The sequence below is a fragment of the Mucilaginibacter corticis genome, assembly GCF_007558865.1.
In the GTDB taxonomy this organism is placed as follows: Bacteria; Bacteroidota; Bacteroidia; order Sphingobacteriales; family Sphingobacteriaceae; genus Mucilaginibacter; species Mucilaginibacter corticis.
The window spans coordinates 95,357-120,354 of record NZ_VLPK01000005.1; the positions used below are offsets into that span (position 1 = coordinate 95,357).

Annotated in this window: 22 protein-coding genes; 8 read left to right on the plus strand and 14 right to left on the minus strand. The window is 39.6% G+C overall.

The window, feature by feature from the left end:
• Window positions 1–22: 22 nt before the first annotated feature.
• From FO440_RS21115 to FO440_RS21130, 4 genes are all read right to left on the minus strand, one after another.
• Window positions 23–3,445 carry an efflux RND transporter permease subunit gene (locus FO440_RS21115; RefSeq protein ID WP_144250300.1) on the minus strand — a complete coding sequence of 1,141 codons (3,423 nt, stop codon included), beginning with the start codon at window positions 3,443–3,445 and terminating at the stop codon, window positions 23–25.
• Between the two features lie 25 nt (window positions 3,446–3,470).
• On the minus strand, window positions 3,471–4,574 hold the full coding sequence (locus tag FO440_RS21120) for an efflux RND transporter periplasmic adaptor subunit (protein WP_144250301.1): 1,104 nt from the start codon (window positions 4,572–4,574) through the stop codon (window positions 3,471–3,473).
• Window positions 4,575–4,596: 22 nt separating this feature from the next.
• Complete coding sequence (locus tag FO440_RS21125) at window positions 4,597–5,961, minus strand: TolC family protein (RefSeq protein ID WP_144250302.1); 1,365 nt, start codon at window positions 5,959–5,961, stop codon at window positions 4,597–4,599.
• A gap of 86 nt (window positions 5,962–6,047) precedes the next feature.
• Window positions 6,048–6,659 carry a TetR/AcrR family transcriptional regulator gene (locus FO440_RS21130; RefSeq protein WP_144250303.1) on the minus strand — a complete coding sequence of 204 codons (612 nt, stop codon included), beginning with the start codon at window positions 6,657–6,659 and terminating at the stop codon, window positions 6,048–6,050.
• 159 nt (window positions 6,660–6,818) lie between these two features.
• On the opposite strand from FO440_RS21130, the gene purB reads away from it, so the two are divergent.
• Together purB and FO440_RS21140 are read left to right on the plus strand one after the other, a co-directional pair.
• Window positions 6,819–8,162, plus strand: coding sequence for an adenylosuccinate lyase (gene purB, locus FO440_RS21135; RefSeq protein WP_144250304.1), 1,344 nt, complete (start codon window positions 6,819–6,821; stop codon window positions 8,160–8,162).
• Between the two features lie 99 nt (window positions 8,163–8,261).
• Entirely contained in the window at window positions 8,262–8,813 is a 552-nt protein-coding gene (locus FO440_RS21140; RefSeq protein WP_144250305.1) for a NifU family protein, read from the plus strand.
• Window positions 8,814–8,906: 93 nt separating this feature from the next.
• On the opposite strand, the gene FO440_RS21145 is transcribed toward FO440_RS21140, so the two are convergent.
• The 4 genes from FO440_RS21145 to mtaB are packed head-to-tail and all read right to left on the minus strand — an operon-like array spanning window position 8,907 to window position 12,659.
• A complete protein-coding gene (locus FO440_RS21145) occupies window positions 8,907–9,698 on the minus strand; it encodes an inositol monophosphatase family protein (RefSeq protein WP_144250306.1) in 792 nt (263 codons plus the stop codon).
• Complete coding sequence (locus tag FO440_RS21150) at window positions 9,664–10,152, minus strand: GtrA family protein (protein WP_144250307.1); 489 nt, start codon at window positions 10,150–10,152, stop codon at window positions 9,664–9,666. Before FO440_RS21150 ends, FO440_RS21145 begins: the two co-directional genes overlap by 35 nt.
• Entirely contained in the window at window positions 10,145–11,311 is a 1,167-nt protein-coding gene (locus tag FO440_RS21155; protein WP_144250308.1) for a prolipoprotein diacylglyceryl transferase, read from the minus strand. Before FO440_RS21155 ends, FO440_RS21150 begins: the two co-directional genes overlap by 8 nt.
• A gap of 28 nt (window positions 11,312–11,339) precedes the next feature.
• Window positions 11,340–12,659 (minus strand): tRNA (N(6)-L-threonylcarbamoyladenosine(37)-C(2))-methylthiotransferase MtaB, encoded by a 1,320-nt coding sequence (gene mtaB, locus FO440_RS21160; protein WP_144250309.1) that lies wholly within the window; start codon window positions 12,657–12,659, stop codon window positions 11,340–11,342.
• A 427-nt stretch (window positions 12,660–13,086) separates the two neighbouring features.
• On the opposite strand from mtaB, the gene FO440_RS21165 reads away from it, so the two are divergent.
• Entirely contained in the window at window positions 13,087–15,024 is a 1,938-nt protein-coding gene (locus FO440_RS21165) for an ATP-binding protein (RefSeq protein WP_186292741.1), read from the plus strand.
• 26 nt (window positions 15,025–15,050) lie between these two features.
• Here FO440_RS21165 and FO440_RS21170 read toward each other — a convergent pair whose 3' ends face one another.
• The 3 genes from FO440_RS21170 to ppk1 all read right to left on the minus strand — a co-directional run bounded on the left by FO440_RS21170 (window position 15,051) and on the right by ppk1 (window position 18,722).
• A complete protein-coding gene (locus FO440_RS21170) occupies window positions 15,051–15,620 on the minus strand; it encodes a UbiX family flavin prenyltransferase (protein WP_186292742.1) in 570 nt (189 codons plus the stop codon).
• Between the two features lie 157 nt (window positions 15,621–15,777).
• Window positions 15,778–16,671: a Ppx/GppA phosphatase family protein gene (locus FO440_RS21175; protein ID WP_144250312.1), complete on the minus strand. Its 894-nt coding sequence runs from the start codon at window positions 16,669–16,671 to the stop codon at window positions 15,778–15,780.
• Window positions 16,672–16,673: 2 nt separating this feature from the next.
• On the minus strand, window positions 16,674–18,722 hold the full coding sequence (gene ppk1, locus FO440_RS21180) for a polyphosphate kinase 1 (protein WP_144250313.1): 2,049 nt from the start codon (window positions 18,720–18,722) through the stop codon (window positions 16,674–16,676).
• A gap of 164 nt (window positions 18,723–18,886) precedes the next feature.
• On the opposite strand from ppk1, the gene FO440_RS21185 reads away from it, so the two are divergent.
• Window positions 18,887–19,378 carry a YajQ family cyclic di-GMP-binding protein gene (locus tag FO440_RS21185; RefSeq protein WP_144250314.1) on the plus strand — a complete coding sequence of 164 codons (492 nt, stop codon included), beginning with the start codon at window positions 18,887–18,889 and terminating at the stop codon, window positions 19,376–19,378.
• A gap of 49 nt (window positions 19,379–19,427) precedes the next feature.
• Here FO440_RS21185 and FO440_RS24930 read toward each other — a convergent pair whose 3' ends face one another.
• Window positions 19,428–19,922 (minus strand): SHOCT domain-containing protein, encoded by a 495-nt coding sequence (locus FO440_RS24930; RefSeq protein ID WP_144250315.1) that lies wholly within the window; start codon window positions 19,920–19,922, stop codon window positions 19,428–19,430.
• A gap of 85 nt (window positions 19,923–20,007) precedes the next feature.
• On the opposite strand from FO440_RS24930, the gene lepA reads away from it, so the two are divergent.
• The 3 genes from lepA to FO440_RS21205 are packed head-to-tail and all read left to right on the plus strand — an operon-like array spanning window position 20,008 to window position 23,021.
• The gene (gene lepA / locus FO440_RS21195) at window positions 20,008–21,795 is read left to right on the plus strand and encodes a translation elongation factor 4 (protein WP_144250316.1); all 1,788 of its coding nucleotides are present in this window, start codon (window positions 20,008–20,010) and stop codon (window positions 21,793–21,795) included.
• A gap of 6 nt (window positions 21,796–21,801) precedes the next feature.
• Window positions 21,802–22,140, plus strand: a complete 339-nt coding sequence (locus tag FO440_RS21200; RefSeq protein WP_144250317.1) for a hypothetical protein — start codon at window positions 21,802–21,804, stop codon at window positions 22,138–22,140.
• A complete protein-coding gene (locus FO440_RS21205) occupies window positions 22,140–23,021 on the plus strand; it encodes a bifunctional 5,10-methylenetetrahydrofolate dehydrogenase/5,10-methenyltetrahydrofolate cyclohydrolase (RefSeq protein ID WP_144250318.1) in 882 nt (293 codons plus the stop codon). Before FO440_RS21200 ends, FO440_RS21205 begins: the two co-directional genes overlap by 1 nt.
• Before the next feature lie 72 nt (window positions 23,022–23,093).
• Here the strand turns inward: FO440_RS21205 and FO440_RS21210 are convergent, their stop codons facing one another.
• Window positions 23,094–23,432 (minus strand): Rieske (2Fe-2S) protein, encoded by a 339-nt coding sequence (locus tag FO440_RS21210; RefSeq protein WP_144250319.1) that lies wholly within the window; start codon window positions 23,430–23,432, stop codon window positions 23,094–23,096.
• A 5-nt stretch (window positions 23,433–23,437) separates the two neighbouring features.
• On the minus strand, window positions 23,438–24,202 hold the full coding sequence (locus FO440_RS21215) for a hypothetical protein (RefSeq protein WP_144250320.1): 765 nt from the start codon (window positions 24,200–24,202) through the stop codon (window positions 23,438–23,440).
• A 156-nt stretch (window positions 24,203–24,358) separates the two neighbouring features.
• Between FO440_RS21215 and FO440_RS21220 the strand changes: the two genes are divergently transcribed.
• Window positions 24,359–24,982 carry a 7-carboxy-7-deazaguanine synthase QueE gene (locus tag FO440_RS21220; protein WP_144250321.1) on the plus strand — a complete coding sequence of 208 codons (624 nt, stop codon included), beginning with the start codon at window positions 24,359–24,361 and terminating at the stop codon, window positions 24,980–24,982.
• Window positions 24,983–24,998 lie beyond the last annotated feature (16 nt).

Consider the following 24,998-nt stretch of genomic DNA (forward strand, 5'->3'; position numbering starts at 1 on the left):
GTGTTATATTAATATATCCTACCTAAGCGGTAACAGCTTCAACTTCTCGTTTATGTTCCTCTACCTTACCATTTTTACTAAATCTTGCTTTGATACGGTAACGGATCAAATACATACAAGGCACCAATATCAAAGTAATGATAGTTGCAAACCCTAAACCGAATATCATTGTCCACGCTAACGGTCCCCAGAAGGCTACGTTATCACCACCGAAGTGGATATGCGGTTGGAAATGGGTAAACAACCCTACAAAGTCTATATTAAAGCCTACAGCCAACGGGATCAAACCTAATATAGCCGATGTCGCGGTCAATAATACCGGTGTCATCCGGGTGTGACCTGCTTCAACAACAGCATCATGAATATTCGCTCCGCCTTCCATTAACATATCCGTAAACTCAACCAGTAATATCCCATTACGTACCACCACACCCGCAAGTGCTATAATACCCACACCGGTCATAACAATAGAAATGGTCATTTTAAATATACTAACGCCCAGCAAAACGCCTATGATACTAAACAATATCTCACTTAAAATGATCAACGTTTTACCTGTCGAGTTAAACTGGATCATCAATATGATCAATATCAATCCGAATGATGTTACCAACGCACCCATCAGGAAGTTTGCTGCTTCAGCCTGATCTTCCTGTCCGCCACCCATCTTGATGGTAATGTTAGCCGGTTTTTTGAAGTTATTTATCGCTCTTAAAATATTAGCATTAACCTCGTTAATGTTATTCGGTTTAATAACGTTAGATCCTAATGTTAAAACACGTCTTTGTTGTTTGTGTTTAATGTTACTATACGTTGTGGTATACCTTACATCGGTAAAAGCTGATATAGGCACCTGGCGTATAGCGCCACCTGTAGCCAAGTCACGGTATGTGATCTTTAAATTCTTTAAAGCGTCAAGATTACTGCGCTGGCTTTCTAATGCACGTACCTTTATCTGGTAATCGTCCTCACGTGTATTTCTGAAATCACCCGCCTTTGCACCAAATACCGCTGTACCTAAGTTTTGCGTTATCTGGCCGGTGCTGATACCTTCACGATTTGCACGCTCACGGTCCACATCAAATACAATTTCCGGTTTATCAGTTTGTACGTCGGCAATCAGGCCTTCAATACCGGCAATGTTTTGTTTGGCAAGGTAGCTCTTTAAATTATTGGCCGTTCTTACCAAACTATCAATGTTGTCACCGGCAATTTCAATACTGATATCTTTTTGCACCGGTGGGCCTCCGTTTTCTTGTGCTACGGCTATTTTTGCTCCGGGCACTACCCCTTCTACAGCTTTACGCACATTTGCCAGTACTGCCTTGGTGTCTTTTCCGTTACGCTTGCCAAATTCAACAAAGGCAACGGTTATCTTACTCTTATTTTCATAATCGCCCTGATCTTCATCACTTGGATCGGCAACACTGGCTGTAACGTTTGATATAATAGACGAAACGATGTCCTTATCCGGCTCAACCGCTTTTGCAACGCGTTTTTCTAATACTTTAGTAACCTCATTAGTATAAGCCTGGTCTGTACCGATAGGCATGGTTACATAAACAAACGCAAAGTTAGGGTCACCCGCAGGGAAAAACTCTACTTTTGGCGAACGTGCTACCAGGAAGAATATCGTAAATATAAATAACGCAACAGTGCCACCTAATACCACCCATGGGGCTTTAACCGCGCGTTCAAGCCATCTGGCATACCAATCCTTAAATCGTGGCCATAGGTTGTTTTGGAAACTATCTATCGTTCTTAATAAAACAAAATGATTAAGCGTGAATAATACCACAACCAATACCATGAAATTACCGAAACCAAAATTTATCACGTAACCTACAACTGTAGCTATACCTAAATAGATCAATGAGCGTCCGAATTTCTTATCAAACTTCGGATTATCATGTTCACCTTCGTGGTGCGGTTTCATAAAATCAACCGCGAACACCGGGTTGAATAAATAAGCCACAACCAATGATGCCAACAGTGTTATGATCAGCGTAATTGGCAGGAAGAACATAAAGTGGCCGATCAAGCTATTCCAGAATGCTAGTGGAATAAACGGAGCCAATGTAGTCATGGTACCTGAAAATACAGGTAAGAAAACCTCGCCGGCAGCCATTTTTGCCGCTTGCTTAATCGGTATAGCGCCATTATTAAAGATCCGGTGTGTGTTTTCAATTACAACAATAGCATCATCCACCACAATACCTAATGCGAGCAGGAACGAGAACAACACGATCATGTTTAGCGTAAAGCCGATGGCCGGCATCACCAAAAACGCGATGAAACAAGATAACGGTACAGACAGCGCCACGAAAATGGCGTTAGTAGTCCCCATAAAGAACATCAGGATAATGGTAACCAGTATAAAACCAATTACAATGGTATTGATCAGGTCATTTAAGGTTGTACGTGTTTTGTCAGATTGATCGCCTGTCACGGTTATCTTTAATCCTTTGGGGAAAGTTGTCTTTAGTTTTTGTGCTATCAGGCTGTTTATTTTATCAGATGCCTCAATCAGATTTTCGCCTGTACGTTTGCTAACGTTAAGGGTAATTACATTTTTAAAATCAGCACCTTCATTTGTTTTCAAACGCGCGTAGCTTTCCTGCTCTAAAAAAGCGTCTTTTATTTCGGCTATATCACGCAGGTAAATGGGCTGTCCCTTAGGGTTTCTTACCACCATCTGAGATACTTCATCCGCGCTCTTGTAATCCTTTTTTATATCGATACTTCTGCGGATACCGTCAGTGGTAACATTACCTGCAGACGCTATAATATTTTCATTGCCAATAGCTTGCGTGATATCATTAAAGCTTAACTGTACTGCCGCCATTTTATTCATGTCGACATTTATCTGGATCTCGGGCGTTAAAGCACCAACTTCCTCAACACGCGATATTTCTTTAAAGCTTTCGATATCATCCTTTAAGTTATCGGCATATTCCTTTAGCTTTTTCAGGTCGTAATCGCCTGAAATATTAACATAAAGAATAGGAATATCAGCAACGTTAATATCAGATATAATAGATTCCTTAAGGTTAGCATCATTTTGCGGCAGATCCTGTTTAGCTTTATCAACAGCTTCCTTAACATCAATTTTGGCATCGCGGATCTTCACATCAGCGTTAAATTCGGCCGTGATAACCGATATATTTTGCTTTGAGTTTGATGTTACCTTTTTTAATCCCTTAAGTGATTTTAATTGTTTTTCCAGCTGCCTGGTTACCAGCAACTCAATATTTTGCGGCGACTGGCCTATATAGGGCGTGCTCACAAACACTTTTGATTGTGCTATATCCGGAAAGTTTTCTTTAGGCAAGTTGTTGTAGCTAACTAACCCCAGCACCGTAATTAAAAATATAAGTACGTATATGGCGGTTTTATTATCAATAGCCCAACTTGACGGCCCAAATTCTTTGTTAAGATCTTTCATTTTAGATCAAATTAGTTGTGTGTAATTAATTAGCAGACTGTAAAACATTCACCTTGTCGCCATCATTCAGATCGCTGGCGCCGGCTGTTATCAACTGGTCTCCATTTGCAAGTCCTGATGTAATTTCGGCCTGACTGCCATAGCTTGCGCCAACCTTTACATTTTTACGTTTGGCTGTGCCATTATCATTAACATAAACATAATCGCCCTGCTCTGATTTTTGAACAGAATTAACAGGTATTACAATAGCTTTGGCGTTGTTATAGTCGGCTATTTTAATTAAGGCTGTCATGTTAGGGCGCAATGTTTTACGGGTAGGTAAAGCAATTTCAATAGCGAAACTGCGTGATGTAGGGTCGATAGCCTTGGCAGCAAAAGTTAATTTAGCGGTTAATGAATCGTTACCGTCAGGTACAATAATTTTTACGTTGTCACCCTGGTTTACACGGCTTGAATATGACTCGGGCACATCAGCTTTTACTTTCAATACATCAGCATTTACAATGCGGATACCTGTAGCGCCTGGTTGTGCAACCTGGCCCAGTTTAAGGTCCATCTGGTCGACAGTACCGCTTATTGGCGATATGATGCGGTACAGATCAGCCTGCTGGCGTAATCCGTCTACTTGCTTTTGAGCACTTTGCATTTGTGTTTGCGCTTGTAAAAACTGCACTTCGGTACCTATTTTCTGATCCCAAAGATTTTTTTGACGTGCAAACAATGTTTTAGCCAATGTTGCCTGTGACTCGGCCTGTGCTATATTTTCTCTTAACACACTGTTATCCAACTGAACTAACAACTGGCCTTTGCTAACATGCTTACCGGGCGCAGTATAAATTGCAGTAATTACACCTGGAGATTGCGGATATGCGGTCACATTATCTTTAGCATCAATTTTACCCTGGATATCTACATAATGGGTAAACTTACCTTCTGCAATTTTCAGTATGCTTACATCAGTACTTTTTGAAGAATCCTGACCTGCGCCAGATCCTTGTAAAGCCGCGATCTTTGAATTAATATCTGCCTGTTGTTTTTTTAGATCAGCTAATTCTGCTGCTTTGTCTTTCGGCTTGTTTGAACAAGCTGCTAACAATAATAGGACTGGTATATATATTAATTTTTTCATTGTGTTTATGGTGATTTTAGTTTTAGTTGATTCGTGCATATGCTTTGTCCAGATCTACTTTGCTTATTAAAGCGTTATATAGAGCTTGTATATATTGATTATCTGCGCTTTCAAAGTCGGTCTGAGCCTGAGTAACCTCGATGCTTGAGCCTACACCTTGTTGATATTTAATTTTAGCCACTCTTAATACTTCCTGTGCCAATTCACGGCTGCGTTTTTGATTAGTAAGCGATGCCAGGTTGTTTGTAAAAGTTATCTGTGCGGCATTAGCTTGTAATTTGAAACCATTAGAAGCATTATGTAAATCGTTTTGTGATTTTAATACAGTTATTTGTGATTGACGCAATTGATTTAAATGCTGGCCGCCACTAAAAATCGGTATATTGATATTCAGGCCAATATAATTATTGAAATAACTACGATCATATAAATACCTTGTATGATTCTCTTGATATACATCCGCTAATCCCGCAGTAAAAGAAACAGTAGGATAAAAGTTTGCTTTTTTACTTTTTGCATCTAACTGATTTAACATTATATTAGTTTCCAATAATTTATATTCAATGCGATTACGATAAAACGACGTATCAACAGAGTTTTGTGCGGTTTGCTCTATATTCACGTCTGCCAGTTTATCTGTCAGTGTAAGATCCTGTTCAATAGGCATACCCATTTGGAATTTCAACATTTGGTAGTTAAGCACCAGAGCACGCTGTACGTTATCCCTATTAGTTACTAAGTTATTATATTGTACAGCTAAACGATCGACGTCTATCTTCTCAACAAATCCCTCTTTGTTTTGCTGAGTAGTTTGATCAAAGGTTTGTTTAAGCTGAGCGATATTAGCATCAAGCAACTTAATTTGCTCATTGCTAACCAAAGCCTGATAGTAAGCTTTAGTAACATTTACATTGGTCTCAATCTTTGAACGAACTAAACTGCGCTCTGATAACTCTTTAAAAGTTTTAACCGCTTGTAAACCCACTAAAAAAGTGCCGCTATATATAAGCTGGCTTAATTGCAAACCAAATGTATTATTATATTTTACTGGTCCAAAAGGCAATGCCACTAAAGGTCCGTTAGGATTTACTATTTGAAAATTAGCATTAAATTGAGGAGCGACTTGAGTAGGGATTTTCAAATAATCCTGAAAATTAACAGAACCATTTACCTGCGGCAGACCGGAACCGATTGTTTCTTTCACCTTATATTCCGCGCTTTTTATATCAAGACCGGCGTTTTTTACCGAATCCTGGTGTTCATAAGCATATTTTATACAATCTGCCAGGCTAAAACTAACCGGCGTATTGGGTGGCGGCGCCTGTTGCGCATAGCTGCTTAAAGCTATAGTGCAAATTAAGGTCGCGGTTAAAAAAATATATTTCATTGTATTGTTGTGTGATTAGTTTTACTATTTATTAATTGTCTTTCAAATAAACATCCCGATTATGACAACCCTATGTCAACAGGATATTATTGGGCAGTTACATTTTTATATTCATCTAATAATTTAAACCCTTTAAGTGTACAAATGCCGAAGTTAAAGTGCTCTAAAAGCTGATATTGAACTTTCCAGGGACTAAACTCTGATAAAGGAAACATGCTGGTATTGAAACCCATTTCAACCTGCATTACCCGCATACGCGCCATGATCTTTACATCTATATCCGGCCTGATGTAGCCTTGTTGGATTCCTTTTGTTAAAAGTTCTTCCAGCGTGTGAACGATCACTCCTGCTTTAAAATCCTGGAATTGCTGCCATGCTTCAGGATGGTATTTCTGCATATCATGTATTACAATCGGGTTGATTCTCGAAAAAATCTCTTCTGAACATTTCATCATGTTGATCATTTCCTCAATTACGTTACCGGATTTGCTGATCAGTGCACACATCTGATCTTCATCTTCCTGCAGCTTCTTTTTTACCAAAGCTATTACCAACTCATTCTTATCCTTAAAGAACTGGTAGATGGTTTTTTTTGACATGCCTAAGTGTTTAGCTATGTCGTCCATCGTTACACTCTTGATCCCCGCTGTTAAAAACAGGTCCTCTCCGCCTTGTATTATTCTATCTATTTGACCCATTGACTTGATTGGTCAAAACTATGGAAACATTTTTAGATTTCAAAGTTTCCATTTAAAAAATGTTTTCCACATCCGTTTGCTAAACAGATAGATAGTCCTTTCTAATTTATATGATACCGATTTTGTTACCTTTGCAGAAAATTAAAATCACCAATAAACATGACACTTACTCCACTTTCTGCAATTTCACCTATTGATGGCCGCTACCGAAAAACAACTGCCGATCTTGGCGCTTACTTTTCGGAATATGCATTGATCAAATACCGGGTATTTGTGGAGATTGAATACTTTATAGCATTATATGAGCATCCGTTACCACAATTACAGGATTTTGATAAAAATTTGATAGAAAAGTTACGGGATATTTACAAAAACTTTAATGAAGCTGATGCCCAAAGCATAAAAGACATCGAAAAAATAACTAATCATGATGTTAAAGCTGTTGAATATTTTATCAAACAAAAATTCGACGCACTCAATCTGGATGTCTTTAAAGAGTTTATCCATTTTGGTTTAACATCGCAGGATATCAACAATACCGCTATACCTTACACTTTTAAATTAGCGCTGGATGAGGTTTATTATCCTGCTATTGATGAGTTAGTTAGCATTTTAAAACAATACGCCGGCGATTGGGATAAAGTACCAATGCTTGCCCACACGCACGGACAAGCGGCATCGCCTACCCGTTTAGGTAAAGAGATCCAAGTGTATATTGAGCGATTAGAGAACCAGTTGCAGTTACTAAAACAAGTACCTGCATCTGCCAAATTTGGTGGTGCAACGGGTAACTTTAACGCGCATCATATCGCCTACCCTCAAATTGACTGGAAAGCTTTCGGGAACAACTTTGTAGACAACATTCTTGGATTAAGCAGATCACAATACACTACTCAGATAGAGCACTACGATAATTTTGCAGCACAGTGCGACGCTTTGAAACGGGTCAACAATATCCTGATCGATCTTGACCGTGATATGTGGACCTATATCTCAATGAATTACTTTAAACAGCAGATCAAGGCCGGAGAAGTAGGTTCATCAGCTATGCCACACAAGGTTAACCCGATAGACTTTGAAAACTCTGAAGGCAATTTAGGCTTGGCCAATGCTTTATTTGAACACCTGGCTGCTAAATTACCTATATCAAGATTACAACGCGACCTGACCGATTCCACCGTATTACGTAATATCGGCGTACCTGTGGCGCATACGTTGATAGCTATTAAATCAACCGTAAAAGGTTTAGGAAAATTATTACTAAATGAAAATGCCTTAAACGCGCACCTTGAAGCTAACTGGGCTGTGGTTGCAGAAGCTATACAAACCATTTTAAGGCGAGAAGGCTATCCGAATCCTTATGAGGCATTAAAAGAACTTACACGGACTAACACCCAGGTTAACGCACAAACGATTGCTGAATTTGTAGATACTTTACAGGTTGGGGATAGCGTTAAGGAAGAGATAAAACAAATAACACCGAGTAATTACACGGGAATATAAGTTAAAAAGCAACGTCACCAACAGGTCATAACTAATTTAGTATAGTATATTAATCAAAAAGCTATTTAACTTTGTTAATCAAATAAAAGAGAGATCAAGATGAATATCAACGTATATACCGAATCAACGCCTAACCCGGCAACAATGAAGTTCATTGTGAACAAATTGCTGATCAATGGCAGTGCCGATTTTGCCACTAAAGAAAGTGCAGAGAAATCGCCTTTTGCTAAAGAGTTATATAAATTTTCGTTTGTTAACGGCGTGTTCTTCGCCAGCAATTTTATTACGGTTACCAAAGCCGAAGGCACAGACTGGGAAGATATTGAGCCGATACTAAAAGAGTTTGTTAAGGGTGCGGTTGAGTCTGAATTGAAAGTGCAGTTGGAAGAGCAGGCAGAAGATGTTGCTTTTGAAGGCACAGACACAGAAATAAAGATCCAGCAGATCTTAAACGATTACGTTCGCCCGGCTGTTGAGCAGGATGGTGGCGCTATCTCTTACCGTTCATTTGAAGAAGGTGTGGTTACTGTTGAGCTTCGCGGCTCATGCAGCGGTTGCCCGTCATCAACTATCACACTAAAAGCAGGTATTGAGAATTTATTGAAACGCATGGTTCCTGAAGTTCAGGAAGTAGTTTCGGAAGCGCTGTAAGTTAGTTATTAGAGATTGGTTAATTAGAGATTAGTTAACCCGGAAAAGGATTATACAAATTGTTTAATCCTTTTTTATTGCTTAATCTGTGATTCAAACAAAGTATTGTTTTATCACCTGCAACATTTCGTCGGTTATTTTGCCGTTAGTCGCCAACAGTTCGCGTGTATCCAAAACTTCATCGCCACCGCTAAAATTAACGATGTGCCCTCCTGCCTGTTTTACGATCACAATTCCTGCAGCTACATCCCAGGCATTTAGATTGTACTCATAGAAAGCATCAAAACGGCCCGCAGCAGTGTAACACAGATCAACCGCGGCAGAACCCAGCCGACGCAACCCGTGGCAATTTTTCATGAGGTAAGTAAATAATTCAATATATTGAGGCTGCTTGGTAAAATCGTAATACGGGAAACCGGTAGCAATTAAGCTATCTGCTATTTTAGGCGCTTTACTAACTTTTATTTCCTCGCCGTTAAGATAAGCAGGCGAGCCTTTCCACGCATAAAAACATTCGTCAAGGTTAATTTCATATACAACGCCTATTACCAGTTCATCATATTCTTTAAGCGCAATACTTACAGAAAATGAGGGCACGCCATGAATAAAATTTGTAGTACCATCAAGCGGGTCTATGATCCAGTTATATTGGTCGGCAATTTTATTTTTAGTTTTTTCTTCGGTGATAAAACCGGCTTCGGGTAATATTTTTTCTAAACCTGTAACAATTATACCTTCAGCAGTCTTATCGACATATGATACCAGGTCATTTAAACCTTTATATTCTATTTTATCCGCGTTAAAAGTTTTTCTTTCCCGACGGATAAAATCGCCGGCTTGTTTTGAAACTTCAATTACTTGTTTCGTTATCTGCTCCAGTTGCATGATGATGTCGTAATGATAAGCTGAATGAAAAGAATTTATGGATGAAAAAACTGGCAAAAAACAAGCTTAGCGCAGCCGCTATACGCGCCACAGGCGGATAGATTTGAAACGAACGGATAAATATATCTAACAGCGTAAGGTTAGCAAAAAAACCAATAATAGCTACAGACACAAAACGAAAAAATTGTTTAGCCGGAGACGAAACAGACTCATTAAATACCATGTATTTGGTAATTAAAAAATTAACTATTACCCCTAAAAAGAAAGAAATTGCCAGCGAAAGTGTATAATTATCAAATCGGTAACTAAGAACATAATAGTTTGGCTGCTCCAAAAAGTTATGATAGAATAGATAAAATGCAGCGATATCAACCAAAAAGCCCATCCCGGCAGAAAATATAAACCTGACTACCTGGTTGCTAAATATTTTGTTTCTTAATACTGCATTAACCATGTTTAACGGTTACTTTTTTCTTATTATTTAATCCGTTAACTATTAATGCAATCCCTCCTAAAGTCATAAAAACTGAAATCATTTCTGCTTGTGTGAATGGAATGCCAGCTACGTGATATTTTGTATTTACACGTATTAACTCTATTAAAAAACGTTCAACGCCGTTCATGATCAAATATATTCCGAACATTACTCCGGGCAGCTTAATTCGATCACGGATACTCCATAAAACCAGGAATAGTAATATACATACTACTGATTCATAGAAAGATGTAGGATATACCGGTAATTGTAATTCGTTGCAGTATTTGCCAACACAATCGGGAATTTTAACGCCTTCCATTCCTACGTTATGCGGGAATTTAAAAGACCACATCCAATCCGGGGCCCAGCTTAACCAACCCGGTTTTGGGGCTGTATTAGGGATGCCCCAATCTCCATCGCCAGACATTTGACAACCGATACGGCCAATGCCATAAGCCAGCATCATTCCCGGCCCGCCGATATCCAACATAGTTAACGGCTTTATACCATGTTTATTAGCAATGTAAAGAACAGCCGCGCCGCCGCAGATCAATCCGCCATAAAAAGTAAGGCCGCTAAAACCTATTAGCATACCTACCGGATCGGCCATAAAGTCGTTCCAGTTTTCAAGGGCGTTAAATAGTTTAGCACCTGCAAAACCAAATACTGCCGCCCACAATAAGATAGTCCCCATAAGTTCACTGGGATGAACTTTTACGGTTTTAGTTACCGGTTTATCTAAAACGTGTTTTTTATTTTCGGCGTAAGCCCAATAGCCAAATGCTGCAGCTAAAATAATACCGCCTATAAAGTTACCGCGGGTGGATAATAAGAAGCCCTGCGGATCATCGATCATGGCATGGTAGTTAAACACCATATCCAGTAACTTGTAACCCAACACAAAGCCAAATAAAGCATTAGCCAATAATTCTAGCGAGCTTGCCGGCTTGCCTATAGTTACGGTCCTTTCAAAAGAGTGAATATATCCCAGCTTTTCTTTACGCTTAAATTCTTCGCCAAAAGCCCAGTAAGCAGCCATAAAAGCAATCGCCACAAAAAAACCAAAGGTTTGAACAGGCAGCAGGATATCTAAGCCGGTAAGATATTTTATAAGCGAGCTAATGCTTGGAAACATAGGTAAGTAATTTGCTGCGAATATAGAGTTAATGTACCAATATTTCTTCGCTTTCAGTTATTTCAACATCCCCGTCGGCAGATACATTTGCAAGGCGGACAGCTTTTAATTCGTTTACTAATACAGGATCAAATTTTGTTTTAACTTTAACGTAATTACGTGTAAAACCGTGCATAAAACCCTCTTTTATATCGCCTTCAAACAATACTTCTTCTGCTCTGCCCAACTGGGTCTGGTAAAATGCACGGCGTTTTTTATCTGATAAGATATGCAGCATTTTGCTCCTGTCGGCCCGTGTTGAGCCTGGTACAACCCCACTCATTTCAGCGGCAAGTGTATTTTCCCTTTCGGAGTAAGTAAACACGTGCAGGTACGAAACCTCAAGCTCGTTTAAAAAGTTATAAGTATCTATAAAGTCTTCCCTGGTTTCACCCGGGAAACCTACTATCACATCTACACCAATACAACAATCAGGTATCAACTGTTTGATTTTAGCAACCCTATCGGCATATAATTCTCTTTTATACCTGCGGCGCATCAAGCTAAGTATCTTATTAGAGCCTGATTGCAGCGGAATATGAAAATGAGGCATAAACCGCTTTGAGGCAGCTACAAACTCAATGATCTCATCGGTCAGTAAATTAGGCTCGATAGATGAGATCCTGATCCGGTCAATACCTTCAACTTCATCCAGCGCTTTCACCAGGTCAAAGAATTTATTTTCGCGCTTGCCATTGATAATGCCAAAATCGCCCAGGTTAACTCCGGTTAAAACAATTTCTTTTACACCAGACGCAGCAATTTGCTTTGCCTGTTCAATAACATTTTCAATGGTATCACTTCTGCTTGCGCCCCGTGCCAATGGTATCGTGCAAAAAGAGCACGAATAATCACAACCATCCTGAACCTTTAAAAAAGTGCGGGTACGATCGCCAAAAGAATAAGCAGGCACAAATTCATTAGCTTCAGAAACAGGCTGGTTATAAACAACCGCTTTAGGCTTTTTAGTAAGGTCAGAAATATGATCTATGATCTGGAATTTTTCTGCCGCACCCAAAACCATATCTACACCCGGTATTTCGGCTATTTCTGTCGGTTTTAGTTGTGCATAGCAGCCAACAATAGTAACGTAAGCGTTAGGTGATACTTTTAAAGCTTCCTTAACTACTTTCTTGCATTTCTTGTCGGCATTATCAGTTACCGAACAGGTGTTGATAACAAACACATCGGGTTTGTCCGTAAAGTCGACCGTGTCAAAGCCGGCATTACTAAAAAGACGGCCAAGTGTTGACGTTTCAGAATAGTTGAGTTTGCACCCTAATGTGTAAAAAGCTACTTTCTTGTTCATTATCGCGGCGCAAAGATAGGATTTTTAATATTTAGTTAGTACCTGTTGCTATTGGTAGGTTAACGTTACTGTCACTTTTTTAATATAAAAATATTAAATATAGCTATACAACTAATTGGAATGTTTTTCTTGTAAACCTTTCTATTTAACTTTTCGTTAATAAAAATATCTATCGAACTATGAATAAAATGAACAACAACCTTACCATTGCATGATAGCTGTTGCCCGAAAAATACCCATTTTGCGCTATTGTCTTGTAATAGCCCTGTTTAGTTTGCTCTTTGTTGGTACCGAGTATTTGTACCTTCATTATAAAAAAGCCCAGTTACTTAGAAGTAACATTGAGCGCGTTATCAGTTCACACCAAAACTCCGCTTTAATTGATAGTTGTATATACAAATTATATAGCGCGGATAATAACAGCCGCTTGTATACCATCACCGGGAACAGGGTCTACCTGCATAAATATTCAGCTGATATTGACAATGTGTTGATCACTATCAACAAGGTAAAATTTAGCGATCAGGACATCCCTAATTCAGAAAAATTTTTAAACCTTGTACTCGAGAAAACGGTAAAAACTAATAAATATATTAAGCTACGCCGTTTAACCGATAGTTTAATCAGGTCATCAAAAACTATCAGCAAATCGCTTGACCGTCTTCAAAAATCAAAGCCGGTCGTTGTCGCTCAACATATTACTACGTTTGATACGGTAAAAACCCCCGCTCCTGCAAAACATAAAAAAAGTTTCATCGGGCGTTTGTTTGCCGCTATGGCAAAGAAGAAGGAAGAAAAAACCAAACCGGTTATTGTAACCAAGGATACAGTGATCTATTCGCATGAAATAGCTAAGAGTACTATACAATCCGGCAAAGAAGTTTATAACTATTATAAAAAGCTTTCGGTAGCCAATAATAAACTGCAAAAAGGCGAATTACAGATACTTGAACTAAACAACAAACTTGTCGATGAAATAGTCACCGGTTTAAGAAATTACAAATCAATAGAACAATCATACATTGATCATAGTAAAACTGAATTACGGGATAATATGGCTGATGTGTTCGCTGATTTCAATAATGGGTCGACGATTAATTTTATTCTGCTGACATTACTGTTGATCATCGTATTTTATAATCTATGGAAGATATTCAGAAACGAGCAGCAAATTATTGATTACAGTAACAGCGCCGAAGAATATGCCCAGTTAAAAAGCAATTTCCTGGCAGGTATGAGCCATGAAATACGTACGCCGCTAAATTCGGTGATTGGTTTTTCTGAACAGCTGAGCCAGGAAAGCTTGTCATTATCACAAAAAGAACAGGTATTGGCTATTCGTAATTCGTCTGAAATGATATTGGACCTGGTGAACGAGATCCTTGATTTTTCTAAATATGAAACCGGAAAGATGAATTTTGAGAGTTCGCCATTCATGCTTGATCAAACCATTGATGAGGTATTTGCCACGGTTAATATCCACGCATTAAAAAAACATATCCTGCTTGAGCGAACAGGCAGGATTGACGAAAACATTTGCTGTGAAGGCGACAAAATGCGCTTAAAACAAGTGTTGATGAACTTGTTAGGTAACGCTATCAAATTTACACGCCAGGGTAAGGTTACCCTAAATGCCAATATAGAAATGACATTGCCGGACAAGATTATTTTATTGGTAAGCGTTACTGATACCGGCATAGGTATTGACAAGGAAGACTTACCACACGTTTTTGATGAGTTTTCGCAAGTAGCAAAAGCGCAAAATGTAACCCGTCATAAAGGCACGGGTTTAGGCCTTGCCATTTGCAAAAAGATAGTCGAGCTGCAGGGCGGCAGTATTGAAGTGGCCAGTACGCCGGGCGTTGGTTCAATATTTAGTTTTGAGCTGCCGCTTAAACAATTAGAAAACAATGATTGTATCATTGAATCGTCAATGAGTGATGATTTAATAGGCGACTATGTTAAAGATAAATTTGTATTGCTGGTTGACGATAATAAATTAAACGTATTACTTGCCAGAACCATATTGAAAAAATGGGGAGTTAAGTGTGATGTAGCTTATGATGGTAGTGAAGCGTTTGAGCTATTTAAGCTTAAAAATTATGACATGGTGCTCACTGACATACAAATGCCTGTGATGGATGGCCTGCAGCTTATTACGCATATCCGGGAGTTTTCTGATCCTGTAAAATCTAAAATAATTATAATGGCTTTAACTGCTAACGTAATGAAAGAAGACAGGGACATCTATTTGAGTACGGGGGCTAACGATATTATACTTAAGCCATTTTTAGAAAAGGATCTGGTAGAAAAAATAGCCGTTGCCATACAAAATAATACTACGGCGTTACGGTTTATTGCCTAAAGAGTAAACTTGGATTATTAAGTCAATTATTTATCCTTCTCTCCCCATCTGTAGCTTTCATTTTCTAATCCCATCAAATCAATAACACGGTTTACAACCGTTAAGGCAACTTCTTCAACTGTTTGTGGCTTGTTGTAGAAAGATGGCACTGCCGGGCAGATAATGCCCCCTGCTTCGGTAATTGCAGCCATATTACGGATGTGGATCAGATTAAGTGGTGTATCACGCGCCACCAATATCAATTTACGACGTTCCTTAAGAATAACGTCGGCAGCACGGCTTATCAGATCGTCAGATATTCCGCCGGCTATTCTGCCTAAGGTACCCATGGAGCAAGGGATAATTACCATTGTATCAAATTTGGCTGACCCGGAAGCAAACGGTGCCATAAAATCATTTTTAGCATAGAATTTATAAGGCAGGTTATTATAATCTTCATTATCCAATTCAAATTGCCATACCTGCTTGGCATTGTCTGACATCACAACCGCCACCTCCGCTACTTGACTATTCAAGTTTTGAAGCGCATCTAACAACAACTTAGCGTAAACAGAACCACTGGCACCGGTAATAGCAACTACGATTTTTTTCTTCATGATTATTGGTTAACAAACCAAAGGAATTAAAGTTACAGGCATAAAAAAGGGTCGAATACAAGTACCCGACCCTACATCTACCTATGAAAAACATGCCCTTTGAGAGGGCATTACAAATGTAATAACAGTTTTTTAATTATTAAACAATTAATTGAAATTATTTTAACGCCGTTTTCACACGATTTTCATCTATCAGTGTTTGAATGATCCCGTCAACCATGCCCACGCTTGGCACATAAATACTTTTAATGCCGGCCCATTTCATTACAGACAGATAAATTTCGCAAGCCGGAATGATCACATCTGCCCTATCCTGGTTTAATCCCAATACGTTAATACGGTCTTTTAAAGAAAACGAATCCAAGTAATCATAAAGTGATTTTAGCTTTACAAATGTTAAAGGGGCGTTGTTTTTTTCTTCGGATAGTTTATACAGTTTATTAATATTTCCCCCTGTACCGATACCAAATACGCCTTTAAAATGCCTGGTATGTTCGCGTATAAAGTCGCGCATGGTGTTCCATGATTCTTCGGTATCCTGGTTATCCAAGATCCGAATGGTACCAATATTAAATGATTTTGAAGCTATCAGCTCACCGGCAGAAAAAAGCGAAAGTTCTGTACTGCCGCCACCTACATCAATGTATAAATAGTTTTTAGTCCTGTCAATGTTTTGCTCGGCGTGGCTGGCATAAATTATCTTGGCTTCAACCTGTCCGTGAACTATTGTAAGGTCGACATTGGTTTCTTCCTTTATTTTTTTAACTACTTCTGCCCCGTTTTTTGCTTCACGCATGGCAGAAGTGGCGCAGGCCATGTATTCTGTAACCTTGTACACATCCATCAGGTTATGAAAGGCATGCATAGTTTTAACCAGGTCAGCAGCTTTTTTATCTGAAATATGTTGATTTAAAAACGCGTCATCTCCTAAGCGTAACGGCACCCGGATCAGTGTATTCTTTTTAAACGAAACCGATCCGTCATTTTCAATTATATCGGCAATAAGTAACCTTACGGCGTTTGAACCTATATCTATAGCTGCGTATCTCAAAATTATTTTATTTTATTCTTTAGGTAGTTGTATGTATCTATTTGCGCTCTCACAGGTAGCTCTGACCCCGTTTTGTGATATTTATTGGTATTTTGACTGTTGATCTCGCGCGATTTAGTATTATCATTTAACTGGATATCAATAATATCGCGGATCTCTTTTTTAACCTTCGGATCATATATCGGGAAACCAACCTCAACACGGGTATCAATATTACGCGACATAAAATCGGCAGAGGTTAAATAGACCAGCTCTTTACCCCCGTTGCAATAAATGTGTACACGGGCATGCTCCAGGTATTTATCAACAATACTAACTACTTCAATATTCTCGCTAAAGCCTTTCATTCCCGGCACCAGGCAACACATCCCCCTGATGATCATTTTGATCTTCACACCCGCGTTACTGGCCTGGTACAGTTTAGTAACCAATTGCTCATCGGCAAGGCTATTCATCTTCAAGATCATGTAAGCAGGCTTGCCGGCTTTGGCATTTTTGATCTCGTTATCTATCAATTTATAAATAGCGGGACGAGAATCAATTGGCGATACGATGAGGTGCTTTAAACCTTTGGGTAAGATACCTTTGTTTATAGCTTTGAAAACATTTACCAGATCAGCAGTTATTTTTTTATTAGCAGTAAGCAAGGTATGATCAGCATACATCTTTGCCGTCTTTTCATTGTAGTTCCCGGTAGACAGGCAGGCGTAATACGCCAACTTATCTTTTTCGAAACGGCTTACCAGGCATATCTTTGAATGCACCTTATAGCCATCAATACCGTAAATTACATTAACCCCTTCCTCTTCTAAACGGCGGCTCCAGGTTATGTTATTCTGCTCATCAAAACGTGCCCTTAATTCAACCAGGCAATTTACCTTTTTACCGTTTTTGGCCGCATTGATTAAGGCGTGCACAATACGTGAGTTCTCAGCAAGGCGATATACTGCTATGCTGATCTCTTGCACCTTTGGATCAATAGCAGCTTCCCTTAAAAAGTGAATAACATAATCATAGGTCTGGTATGGCGTGCTAATCAAAAAGTCCTGTTTGGCTATCATAGCCATTAAACTTTTATCAAACGTAAGCCCGTTAACCGGCAGCGACGGGTATTTGGCATATTCCAGTTCGGGTGTACCAACGTTTGGAAACGCGATGAAATTTTTAAAGTTATGGTATCTGTTACCCGGGATCAGGCTTTCGCCATGCAGGCCCATTTTGCTTACCAGGTACTTTAACATATCCAACGGCATCTCAGAGTCATACAGCAAGCGCATGGGTTTACCCTTTTTGCGTTTTTGTAAGCTCTTTGATAAAGCGTCGATGAACTTGCCGCTTACTTCTTTATCCAGGTCAAGCTCGGCGTCGCGGGTAAGCTGAATGGAGTATGCTTCAATGCTGTCGTGTTCAAAAATGAAAAAGATATCTTCTAAGCTATACCTGATAATATCATCCAGCAGAATTATAAACTTAAGATTATTGGTTTCAGGCAGTACAATAAAACGCGAAAGATTATCCGGGATCTCTATTAAAGCGAAGGTTTGTTTTTTGTCTTTTGTTAACTTAACAAAAAAGTAAATAGAACGGTCGCGAAGTTCGGGCAGTACGTTGGTATTATCCAGCATAATAGGCACTAACGTAGCCAGTAACTTTTCGCGAAAGTAGTTCTTAACGAAAGCGCCCCTGGCAACATTTAACTGCTTGTCGTTTAACAGGAAGATCTTTTCTTCGGCAAGCTGTTTTACTATGATATTTTCATACAGATCATTAAACTTACGTTCTTGTTTTACAACTATGTTTTTGATCTGGTTTAATATCTTTTTAGGGTTGTAGCCTAATATTTCTTTGGCTTTCTCGTTCAAGTTGGCCAACCGGCTTAAAGTAGCTACCCTTACACGGTAAAACTCATCAAGGTTTGATGAAAATATGGCTAAAAACTTGATGCGCTCAATTAGCGGGACTGTCGGGTCTGCAGCTTCCTGCAAAACACGTTCGTTAAAATACAACCAGCTTATTTCCCTGTTAATTAAAGGCGCTTTTCTATTATCCATATACTTGAATGCAGAACTGCATTGCTGCAAAGCTGCTTATTTATTTGTTAAGTTAATATTAAGATATTGCTACATCCGCTTGTTTTAACATATAAAAACATCTATTTGATTTTATATGTTAATAAACTGTAATTTTGCTCTTCAAATTATAAATCATATACCTTATGCCAACTTTTGATATAGTAAGTAAGATAGACGGCCAGACGCTTGACAACGTTATCAATATAGCAAAAAAAGAGATACTGAACCGTTACGATTTTAACGATTCAAAAAGCACTATAGAGCTTGATAAGAAAACTAATATTGTAACCATAGTTACCGAAAATGATATGCGCATAAAAGCTATCCAGGATTCCATCATCAGCCGGATGGTAAAGCAGCAGCTTGATCCTAAAGCCATGGATTTTGGTAAAGAGCAAGCAGCCTCAGGTAACATGATCCGTAAGGAGATAAAGATAAAACAAGGGCTTGACCAGGACGCGGCTAAGAAAATAGTTAAGAAGATAAAAGATAGCGGACTTAAAGTACAGGCAAGCATCATGGACGACCAGGTGCGTGTACAGGGCAAAAAGATTGACGATCTGCAATCGGTTATAGCTCTTTGCCGGAAAGAAGATTTTGGCCAACCGCTGCAGTATATTAACATGCGTGATTAATCGCTTAAACTCAAATCACATAACGAGTAAATCATCGGCGTTCACCTGACTACTGGTTTAGCAACTTCTTTTTCTGTGCGTCGTATTCTTTTTGTGTTATAGCTCCAGAATCAAGCAGTTGTTTTAATTTCTTTATTTCATCGGCTACAGAATTAACCTGTGCTGGCGCGGTATCGGCTGTTTTGCAGGGCTTAACCTCGCAGGCTTCAATGGCGTCATCAACAAATACGGTATAGCGCATAGGTCCGCCGGGATTCACGGTAAAAACGTATTTATCTATGCCATTAATAGTTGTTTTACGCATACTTTTAATAACAGCACCAACATTGGCAAACTCCTTTGGCAAGCTACGTGCGGCCCGCGGATTAGGTATCAGTCCGTGATCTTCCAGGTATAAAAACGAGCCGTCCGCCTTGGTGCCTCGGCCTAAACGCAGGGTATCGCCAACGTGATAGGTTACACCGTTTGATGCTTTATATTCTTTTACCTGGGCATTACTGAAAAATGGTACAAGCAGTACCAAAACAAATAATATTTTATTCATGGGTTGATAATTGGTTTAAAACAAGGTAGCTAAATCCGCAGAAATTTAGCAATTTATTGCCTAAAAAAACTACTTTTGCAGTTGAATGAAGCACATACGCAATTTTTGTATTATAGCACATATTGACCACGGTAAAAGTACGCTTGCCGACAGGTTATTAGAATACACCAACACTATTACTCAGCGCGAAAGCCAGGCCCAGTTGCTTGATGACATGGACCTGGAACGCGAGCGTGGTATCACCATAAAAAGCCATGCCATACAAATGGACTATGAGCTTGACGGACAAAAATATGTCCTTAACCTGATCGATACGCCCGGACACGTGGATTTTTCGTACGAGGTGTCACGCTCTATTGCAGCCTGTGAAGGCGCATTATTGATAGTTGATGCTGCGCAGGGGATCCAGGCACAAACCATATCAAATCTATACTTAGCTTTAGAGAACGACCTGGAGATCATTCCGGTATTGAATAAAATGGACCTTCCCGGCGCTATGCCAGAGGAGGTTAAAGACCAGATTGTTGACCTGATAGGCTGCAAACGCGAAGAGATATTAGCCGCATCTGGTAAAACCGGTTTGGGTGTACATGATATATTACGCGCCATTGTTGAGCGTGTGCCTGCCCCTGTCGGCGATCCTGAAGCACCGCTACAAGCGTTGATATTTGACTCGGTTTTCAATTCATTCCGTGGTATTATAGCTTACTTTAAAGTGGTAAACGGCGAGATCAGGAAAGGCGACAAAGTAAAATTTGTAGCAACTGAAAAGGAATACATTGCTGATGAGATTGGCACGTTAAAACTAAAACAACTACCTAAAGACGTTATTAAAACCGGAGATGTGGGTTACATCATATCCGGCATAAAAGAAGCGCGGGAGGTAAAAGTAGGCGATACGATTACTACAATTAACCGGCCGTGCGAAGAAGGTATACAGGGTTTTGAGGAAGTAAAGCCAATGGTATTTGCGGGGATCTATCCGGTTGATACCGACGATTTTGAAGAGCTGCGCGAGTCGATGGCTAAATTACAGCTAAACGATGCGTCGTTGGTTTTTGAACCGGAATCATCTGCCGCGTTAGGTTTTGGTTTCCGTTGCGGTTTCCTGGGCATGCTGCACATGGAAATTATCCAGGAACGTTTAGAGCGCGAGTTCAACATGACGGTTATTACTACCGTACCCAACGTATCTTACCTGGCCTATTCTACCAAAGGAGAGGAAATTGTTGTAAACAACCCTTCTGACCTGCCCGACCCAAGTAAAATTGACCGGGTTGAAGAGCCGTATATAAAAGCTACTATCATTACCAAGTCTGACTTTGTTGGACCGGTAATGTCGCTTTGTATCCAGAAACGCGGCTTCATTAAAAATCAATCGTATTTAACGTCCGACCGTGTAGAACTGGTTTTTGAAATGCCGATGGGCGAGATCGTATTTGATTTTTACGATAAGTTGAAAACAATTTCAAAAGGTTACGCGTCTTTTGATTACCACCAGATAGGTTACCGCCCGAGCGACCTGGTACGTTTGGATATTAAACTAAACTCGGAGCCTGTTGATGCTTTATCGTCATTGATCTTCCGCGGTAACTCTTATGATTTTGGTAAAAAGATCTGCGAGAAGCTGAAAGAACTTTTACCGCGCCAGCAATTTGAGATCATTATACAGGCATCAATTGGTGCCAAGATCATAGCACGCGAAACAGTAAAAGCCATGCGTAAAGACGTTACCGCCAAATGTTATGGTGGCGATATATCGCGTAAACGTAAATTGTTAGAAAAACAAAAAGCAGGTAAAAAACGCATGCGCCAGGTTGGTAATGTGGAGATACCACAGAGTGCGTTTATGGCGGTATTGAAGTTGGATTAAGCGGGGATGAGAAAATATCTCCAAATAAGTTATTATACTTTAACAGGTATTAAAAAACGAATTGATTTGGGTGATATAACTTACGGTGAATGGATCATATATGACGTTCAAACGCCCAGGTATCATGTTTGCGTTTTTGAAAAAGATAACTCTAATACTCTCATTTATTCTTTGCTCAATAAAAAGCAAGAAACAATGGATAGCATTATAAAAAAAATAAATCGACAACAAGGAACTAAACTATCTTTTGGAAAAAGGCCTTTAATTGAAATAATAAAAAAGGAAGAATCAATTAATTTAAATCTTACTCCACTCCCAGAGCATTGGGTACAAAATATATTGTAATGCAGCTTTTAGACGGAAAATACGTATCAGAAAAACTTAAAGGTGAAATAGCACAACAAGCGGCTGATTATTTGGCTGCAAGTGGCCGTAAACCTCACCTCGTAGCCGTATTGGTTGGCCATGACGGTGGCAGCGAAACCTATGTTGCCAGCAAGATCAAAAATTGCGAGAACGTTGGTTTTAAATCAACCCTGGTGCGTTATGAAGATACCGTTACCGAAGATGAGTTACTTAAAAAAGTAGAAGAGCTAAATGCTGATGCCGATATTGACGGTATTATCGTCCAGCTGCCTTTACCAAAGCATATCGACCCTGAAAAAGTAACAGAACGTATTGACTACCGCAAAGATGTTGACGGCTTCCACCCTATTAATTTGGGGCGTATGCAGCGTAATTTGCCATCATTTATTCCGGCTACGCCTTATGGTATTACTTTAATGCTTAAAGAGTACGGCATTGAAACGGCAGGCAAACATTGCGTAGTTGTTGGCCGCAGCAATATCGTTGGCTCGCCCATGAGCATCCTGATGGCGCGTAACACCACTCCGGGTAACTGTACGGTAACTATTTGCCACAGCCGCACACCTGATATCAAAAAATTCACGCTTGATGCTGACATCCTTATTGTGGCTATCGGCAAAAAGAACTTTATTACAGCCGATATGGTAAAAGACGGTGTAGTGGTTATTGACGTAGGCATGAACCGCGAAACATCAACCCTAACCAAATCAGGCTTTAAGCTTTATGGCGATGTTGATTTTGAAGGCGTAGCACCTAAATCATCATGGATAACCCCCGTACCGGGCGGCGTCGGCCTGATGACGATTATCGGTTTGTTAAAAAACACATTGGTATCAGCTAAGAAAGAAGTATATAAATAGAATATAGAATCAAGGAACAAGAGTCAAGATTTAAAGTTACCAGTCTTGTTTCTTGTTTCTTGACTCTCCAAACTATTTAAACGCCTGCTTTAACTTCTCTAAAAAAGAAGCTATCCCAATATAAATCCCATCCTCCCGTACTTCAACCGGGTAAGTATCTACAAAATCATTCTGACCGTGATCACCTTTGCCCGTGTGTATGTCATACGAGTATCTATGGAACGGACAGATCAGTTTCCCATCTTTACACCAGCCGCCGCTTAGTTCTGCACCCGCATGCGGGCAGGTTGACGACAACGCGTAAACATCGCCCTCATAGCTTACCAGGCAAATGCCTTTACCATTTACCTTAACTTTTTTAATGAATGGCTCTTTAGTGTATTGAAGATCAGGAACCTTGTACCAATTCATATCAATTAAAAATCGATCTTAAGGTTCATTACCGATGGGTTTTTGATCATATCATCCATTGTGGTTACCAGTGTAATATGCTTCCTGTCAGCAGATACAATAGCTTTGGGGTTATTCACCTTCTTAACTGGTTTGGCAAAGTTTAAGATTACCTTATAAGGCATATCGATCAGCATGGCTTTGGCCATTACCAGTGTATTTTGCGTTTTCTTTAAAAAAGCATTAAACTTTGTTTTGTCAATTATGCGGTAAAATTTATGCGGGGTAACTTCATACTGGTAATAATCCTGCCCGGCAACTAATTGCTGCGCATCAAAGCCGCTGGTTTGTTTGTTTTTTTTGGTAACCGCGTCCAGTTGACTTCCCATAGATATTTTTGAAAGATGATCAAGGTAATACTGCAGGTCTGTAGCGTTTTTGGCCGTGTGTGTAATGCTCATCTTCATAATATTTTTCTGAAGATCCATTTTGATGCTTAAATTACTGTTGTTGGCCATGGCCAATTCATCTTTACTTAACTTATGCTCAAGGCTATCCGGCATAGCCGCCAAAAAACTCATGGTGGTATCTTTAACCAGGTTAAACTGCGGCGTTTGCTTTAACGAGTCGGACATCAGGTTTTTAAATACAGACACCGCCCTGCCCATATCAAAACCATAAACCACGTTGCACGATCCATCCAATTTAAAGTCATAATGCTCCTCTATATCCACGCATGATGTGAAGCAAAATATGATCAATATGAAAACCGGAATGTAAAGTTTCTTCATGTGTATCAAACTTAAATAAATAAGCTGAAAGGTAAAAGCAAAAAGCTGAAAGCATTTATTAACAACATACTTTCCCTATTAATAAGTCATAGCTAAGTAGCTTTAAGCTTTAAGCCTTCGGCTTTCGGCTCAAAAAATTTACCTTTGCGCCCTATTATGGCACACCAGGTTCCGGAAGATGGCACATTGCTTCCTTTAATGGAAGAGTTTTACACGATACAGGGAGAAGGATATCACACCGGTAAGGCCGCGTATTTTATCCGCCTTGGCGGGTGTGACGTGGGGTGCCATTGGTGCGATGTGAAAGAAAGCTGGGATGCCGAATTACATCCACTAACACACGCCGATAAGATCGTTGAGAATGCCATGTTATATCCCGGTAAAGCAGTTGTAGTGACCGGTGGCGAGCCATTGATCTATAACCTGGATTACCTCACATCGCAGTTACAAGGCAAAGGCATTAAGACATTTATCGAAACATCTGGCGCTTACCCTCTTTCAGGCCACTGGGATTGGATCTGTCTGTCACCTAAAAAATTTAAAGGCCCTACACCTGAAATTGCCAGGCACGCCAACGAGTTGAAGGTAATTGTATTTAACAAATCAGACTTTTTATTTGCCGAGCAACATGCCGAGCTAGTACCTGTAGGCTGCAAATTATATTTACAGCCCGAATGGTCTAAGTCGAAAGAAATGACCCCTCTTATTGTCGACTATGTGATGAATAACCCGAAATGGGAAATTTCATTACAAACGCATAAATATTTAAATATTCCCTAATAATTGTAACTTAGAG

Bases quoted from the DNA above. Each gene is read 5' to 3' on its own strand.
- FO440_RS21155 (WP_144250308.1), bottom strand. From the start codon at position 11,311: ATGTTTCCAAGCATTAGCTCGCTTATAAAATATCTTACCGGCTTAGAT.
- FO440_RS21205 (WP_144250318.1), top strand. From the start codon at position 22,140: ATGCAGCTTTTAGACGGAAAATACGTATCAGAAAAACTTAAAGGTGAA.
- FO440_RS21185 (WP_144250314.1), top strand. From the start codon at position 18,887: ATGCCAACTTTTGATATAGTAAGTAAGATAGACGGCCAGACGCTTGAC.
- FO440_RS21115 (WP_144250300.1), bottom strand. From the start codon at position 3,445: ATGAAAGATCTTAACAAAGAATTTGGGCCGTCAAGTTGGGCTATTGAT.
- FO440_RS21210 (WP_144250319.1), bottom strand. From the start codon at position 23,432: ATGAATTGGTACAAGGTTCCTGATCTTCAATACACTAAAGAGCCATTC.
- FO440_RS21200 (WP_144250317.1), top strand. From the start codon at position 21,802: ATGAGAAAATATCTCCAAATAAGTTATTATACTTTAACAGGTATTAAA.
- FO440_RS21150 (WP_144250307.1), bottom strand. From the start codon at position 10,152: ATGGTTAATGCAGTATTAAGAAACAAAATATTTAGCAACCAGGTAGTC.
- FO440_RS21145 (WP_144250306.1), bottom strand. From the start codon at position 9,698: ATGCAACTGGAGCAGATAACGAAACAAGTAATTGAAGTTTCAAAACAA.
- FO440_RS21220 (WP_144250321.1), top strand. From the start codon at position 24,359: ATGGCACACCAGGTTCCGGAAGATGGCACATTGCTTCCTTTAATGGAA.
- FO440_RS21125 (WP_144250302.1), bottom strand. From the start codon at position 5,961: ATGAAATATATTTTTTTAACCGCGACCTTAATTTGCACTATAGCTTTA.
- mtaB (WP_144250309.1), bottom strand. From the start codon at position 12,659: ATGAACAAGAAAGTAGCTTTTTACACATTAGGGTGCAAACTCAACTAT.
- lepA (WP_144250316.1), top strand. From the start codon at position 20,008: ATGAAGCACATACGCAATTTTTGTATTATAGCACATATTGACCACGGT.
- FO440_RS21120 (WP_144250301.1), bottom strand. From the start codon at position 4,574: ATGAAAAAATTAATATATATACCAGTCCTATTATTGTTAGCAGCTTGT.
- FO440_RS24930 (WP_144250315.1), bottom strand. From the start codon at position 19,922: ATGAATAAAATATTATTTGTTTTGGTACTGCTTGTACCATTTTTCAGT.
- ppk1 (WP_144250313.1), bottom strand. From the start codon at position 18,722: ATGGATAATAGAAAAGCGCCTTTAATTAACAGGGAAATAAGCTGGTTG.
- FO440_RS21215 (WP_144250320.1), bottom strand. From the start codon at position 24,202: ATGAAGAAACTTTACATTCCGGTTTTCATATTGATCATATTTTGCTTC.
- FO440_RS21140 (WP_144250305.1), top strand. From the start codon at position 8,262: ATGAATATCAACGTATATACCGAATCAACGCCTAACCCGGCAACAATG.
- FO440_RS21170 (WP_186292742.1), bottom strand. From the start codon at position 15,620: ATGAAGAAAAAAATCGTAGTTGCTATTACCGGTGCCAGTGGTTCTGTT.
- purB (WP_144250304.1), top strand. From the start codon at position 6,819: ATGACACTTACTCCACTTTCTGCAATTTCACCTATTGATGGCCGCTAC.
- FO440_RS21130 (WP_144250303.1), bottom strand. From the start codon at position 6,659: ATGGGTCAAATAGATAGAATAATACAAGGCGGAGAGGACCTGTTTTTA.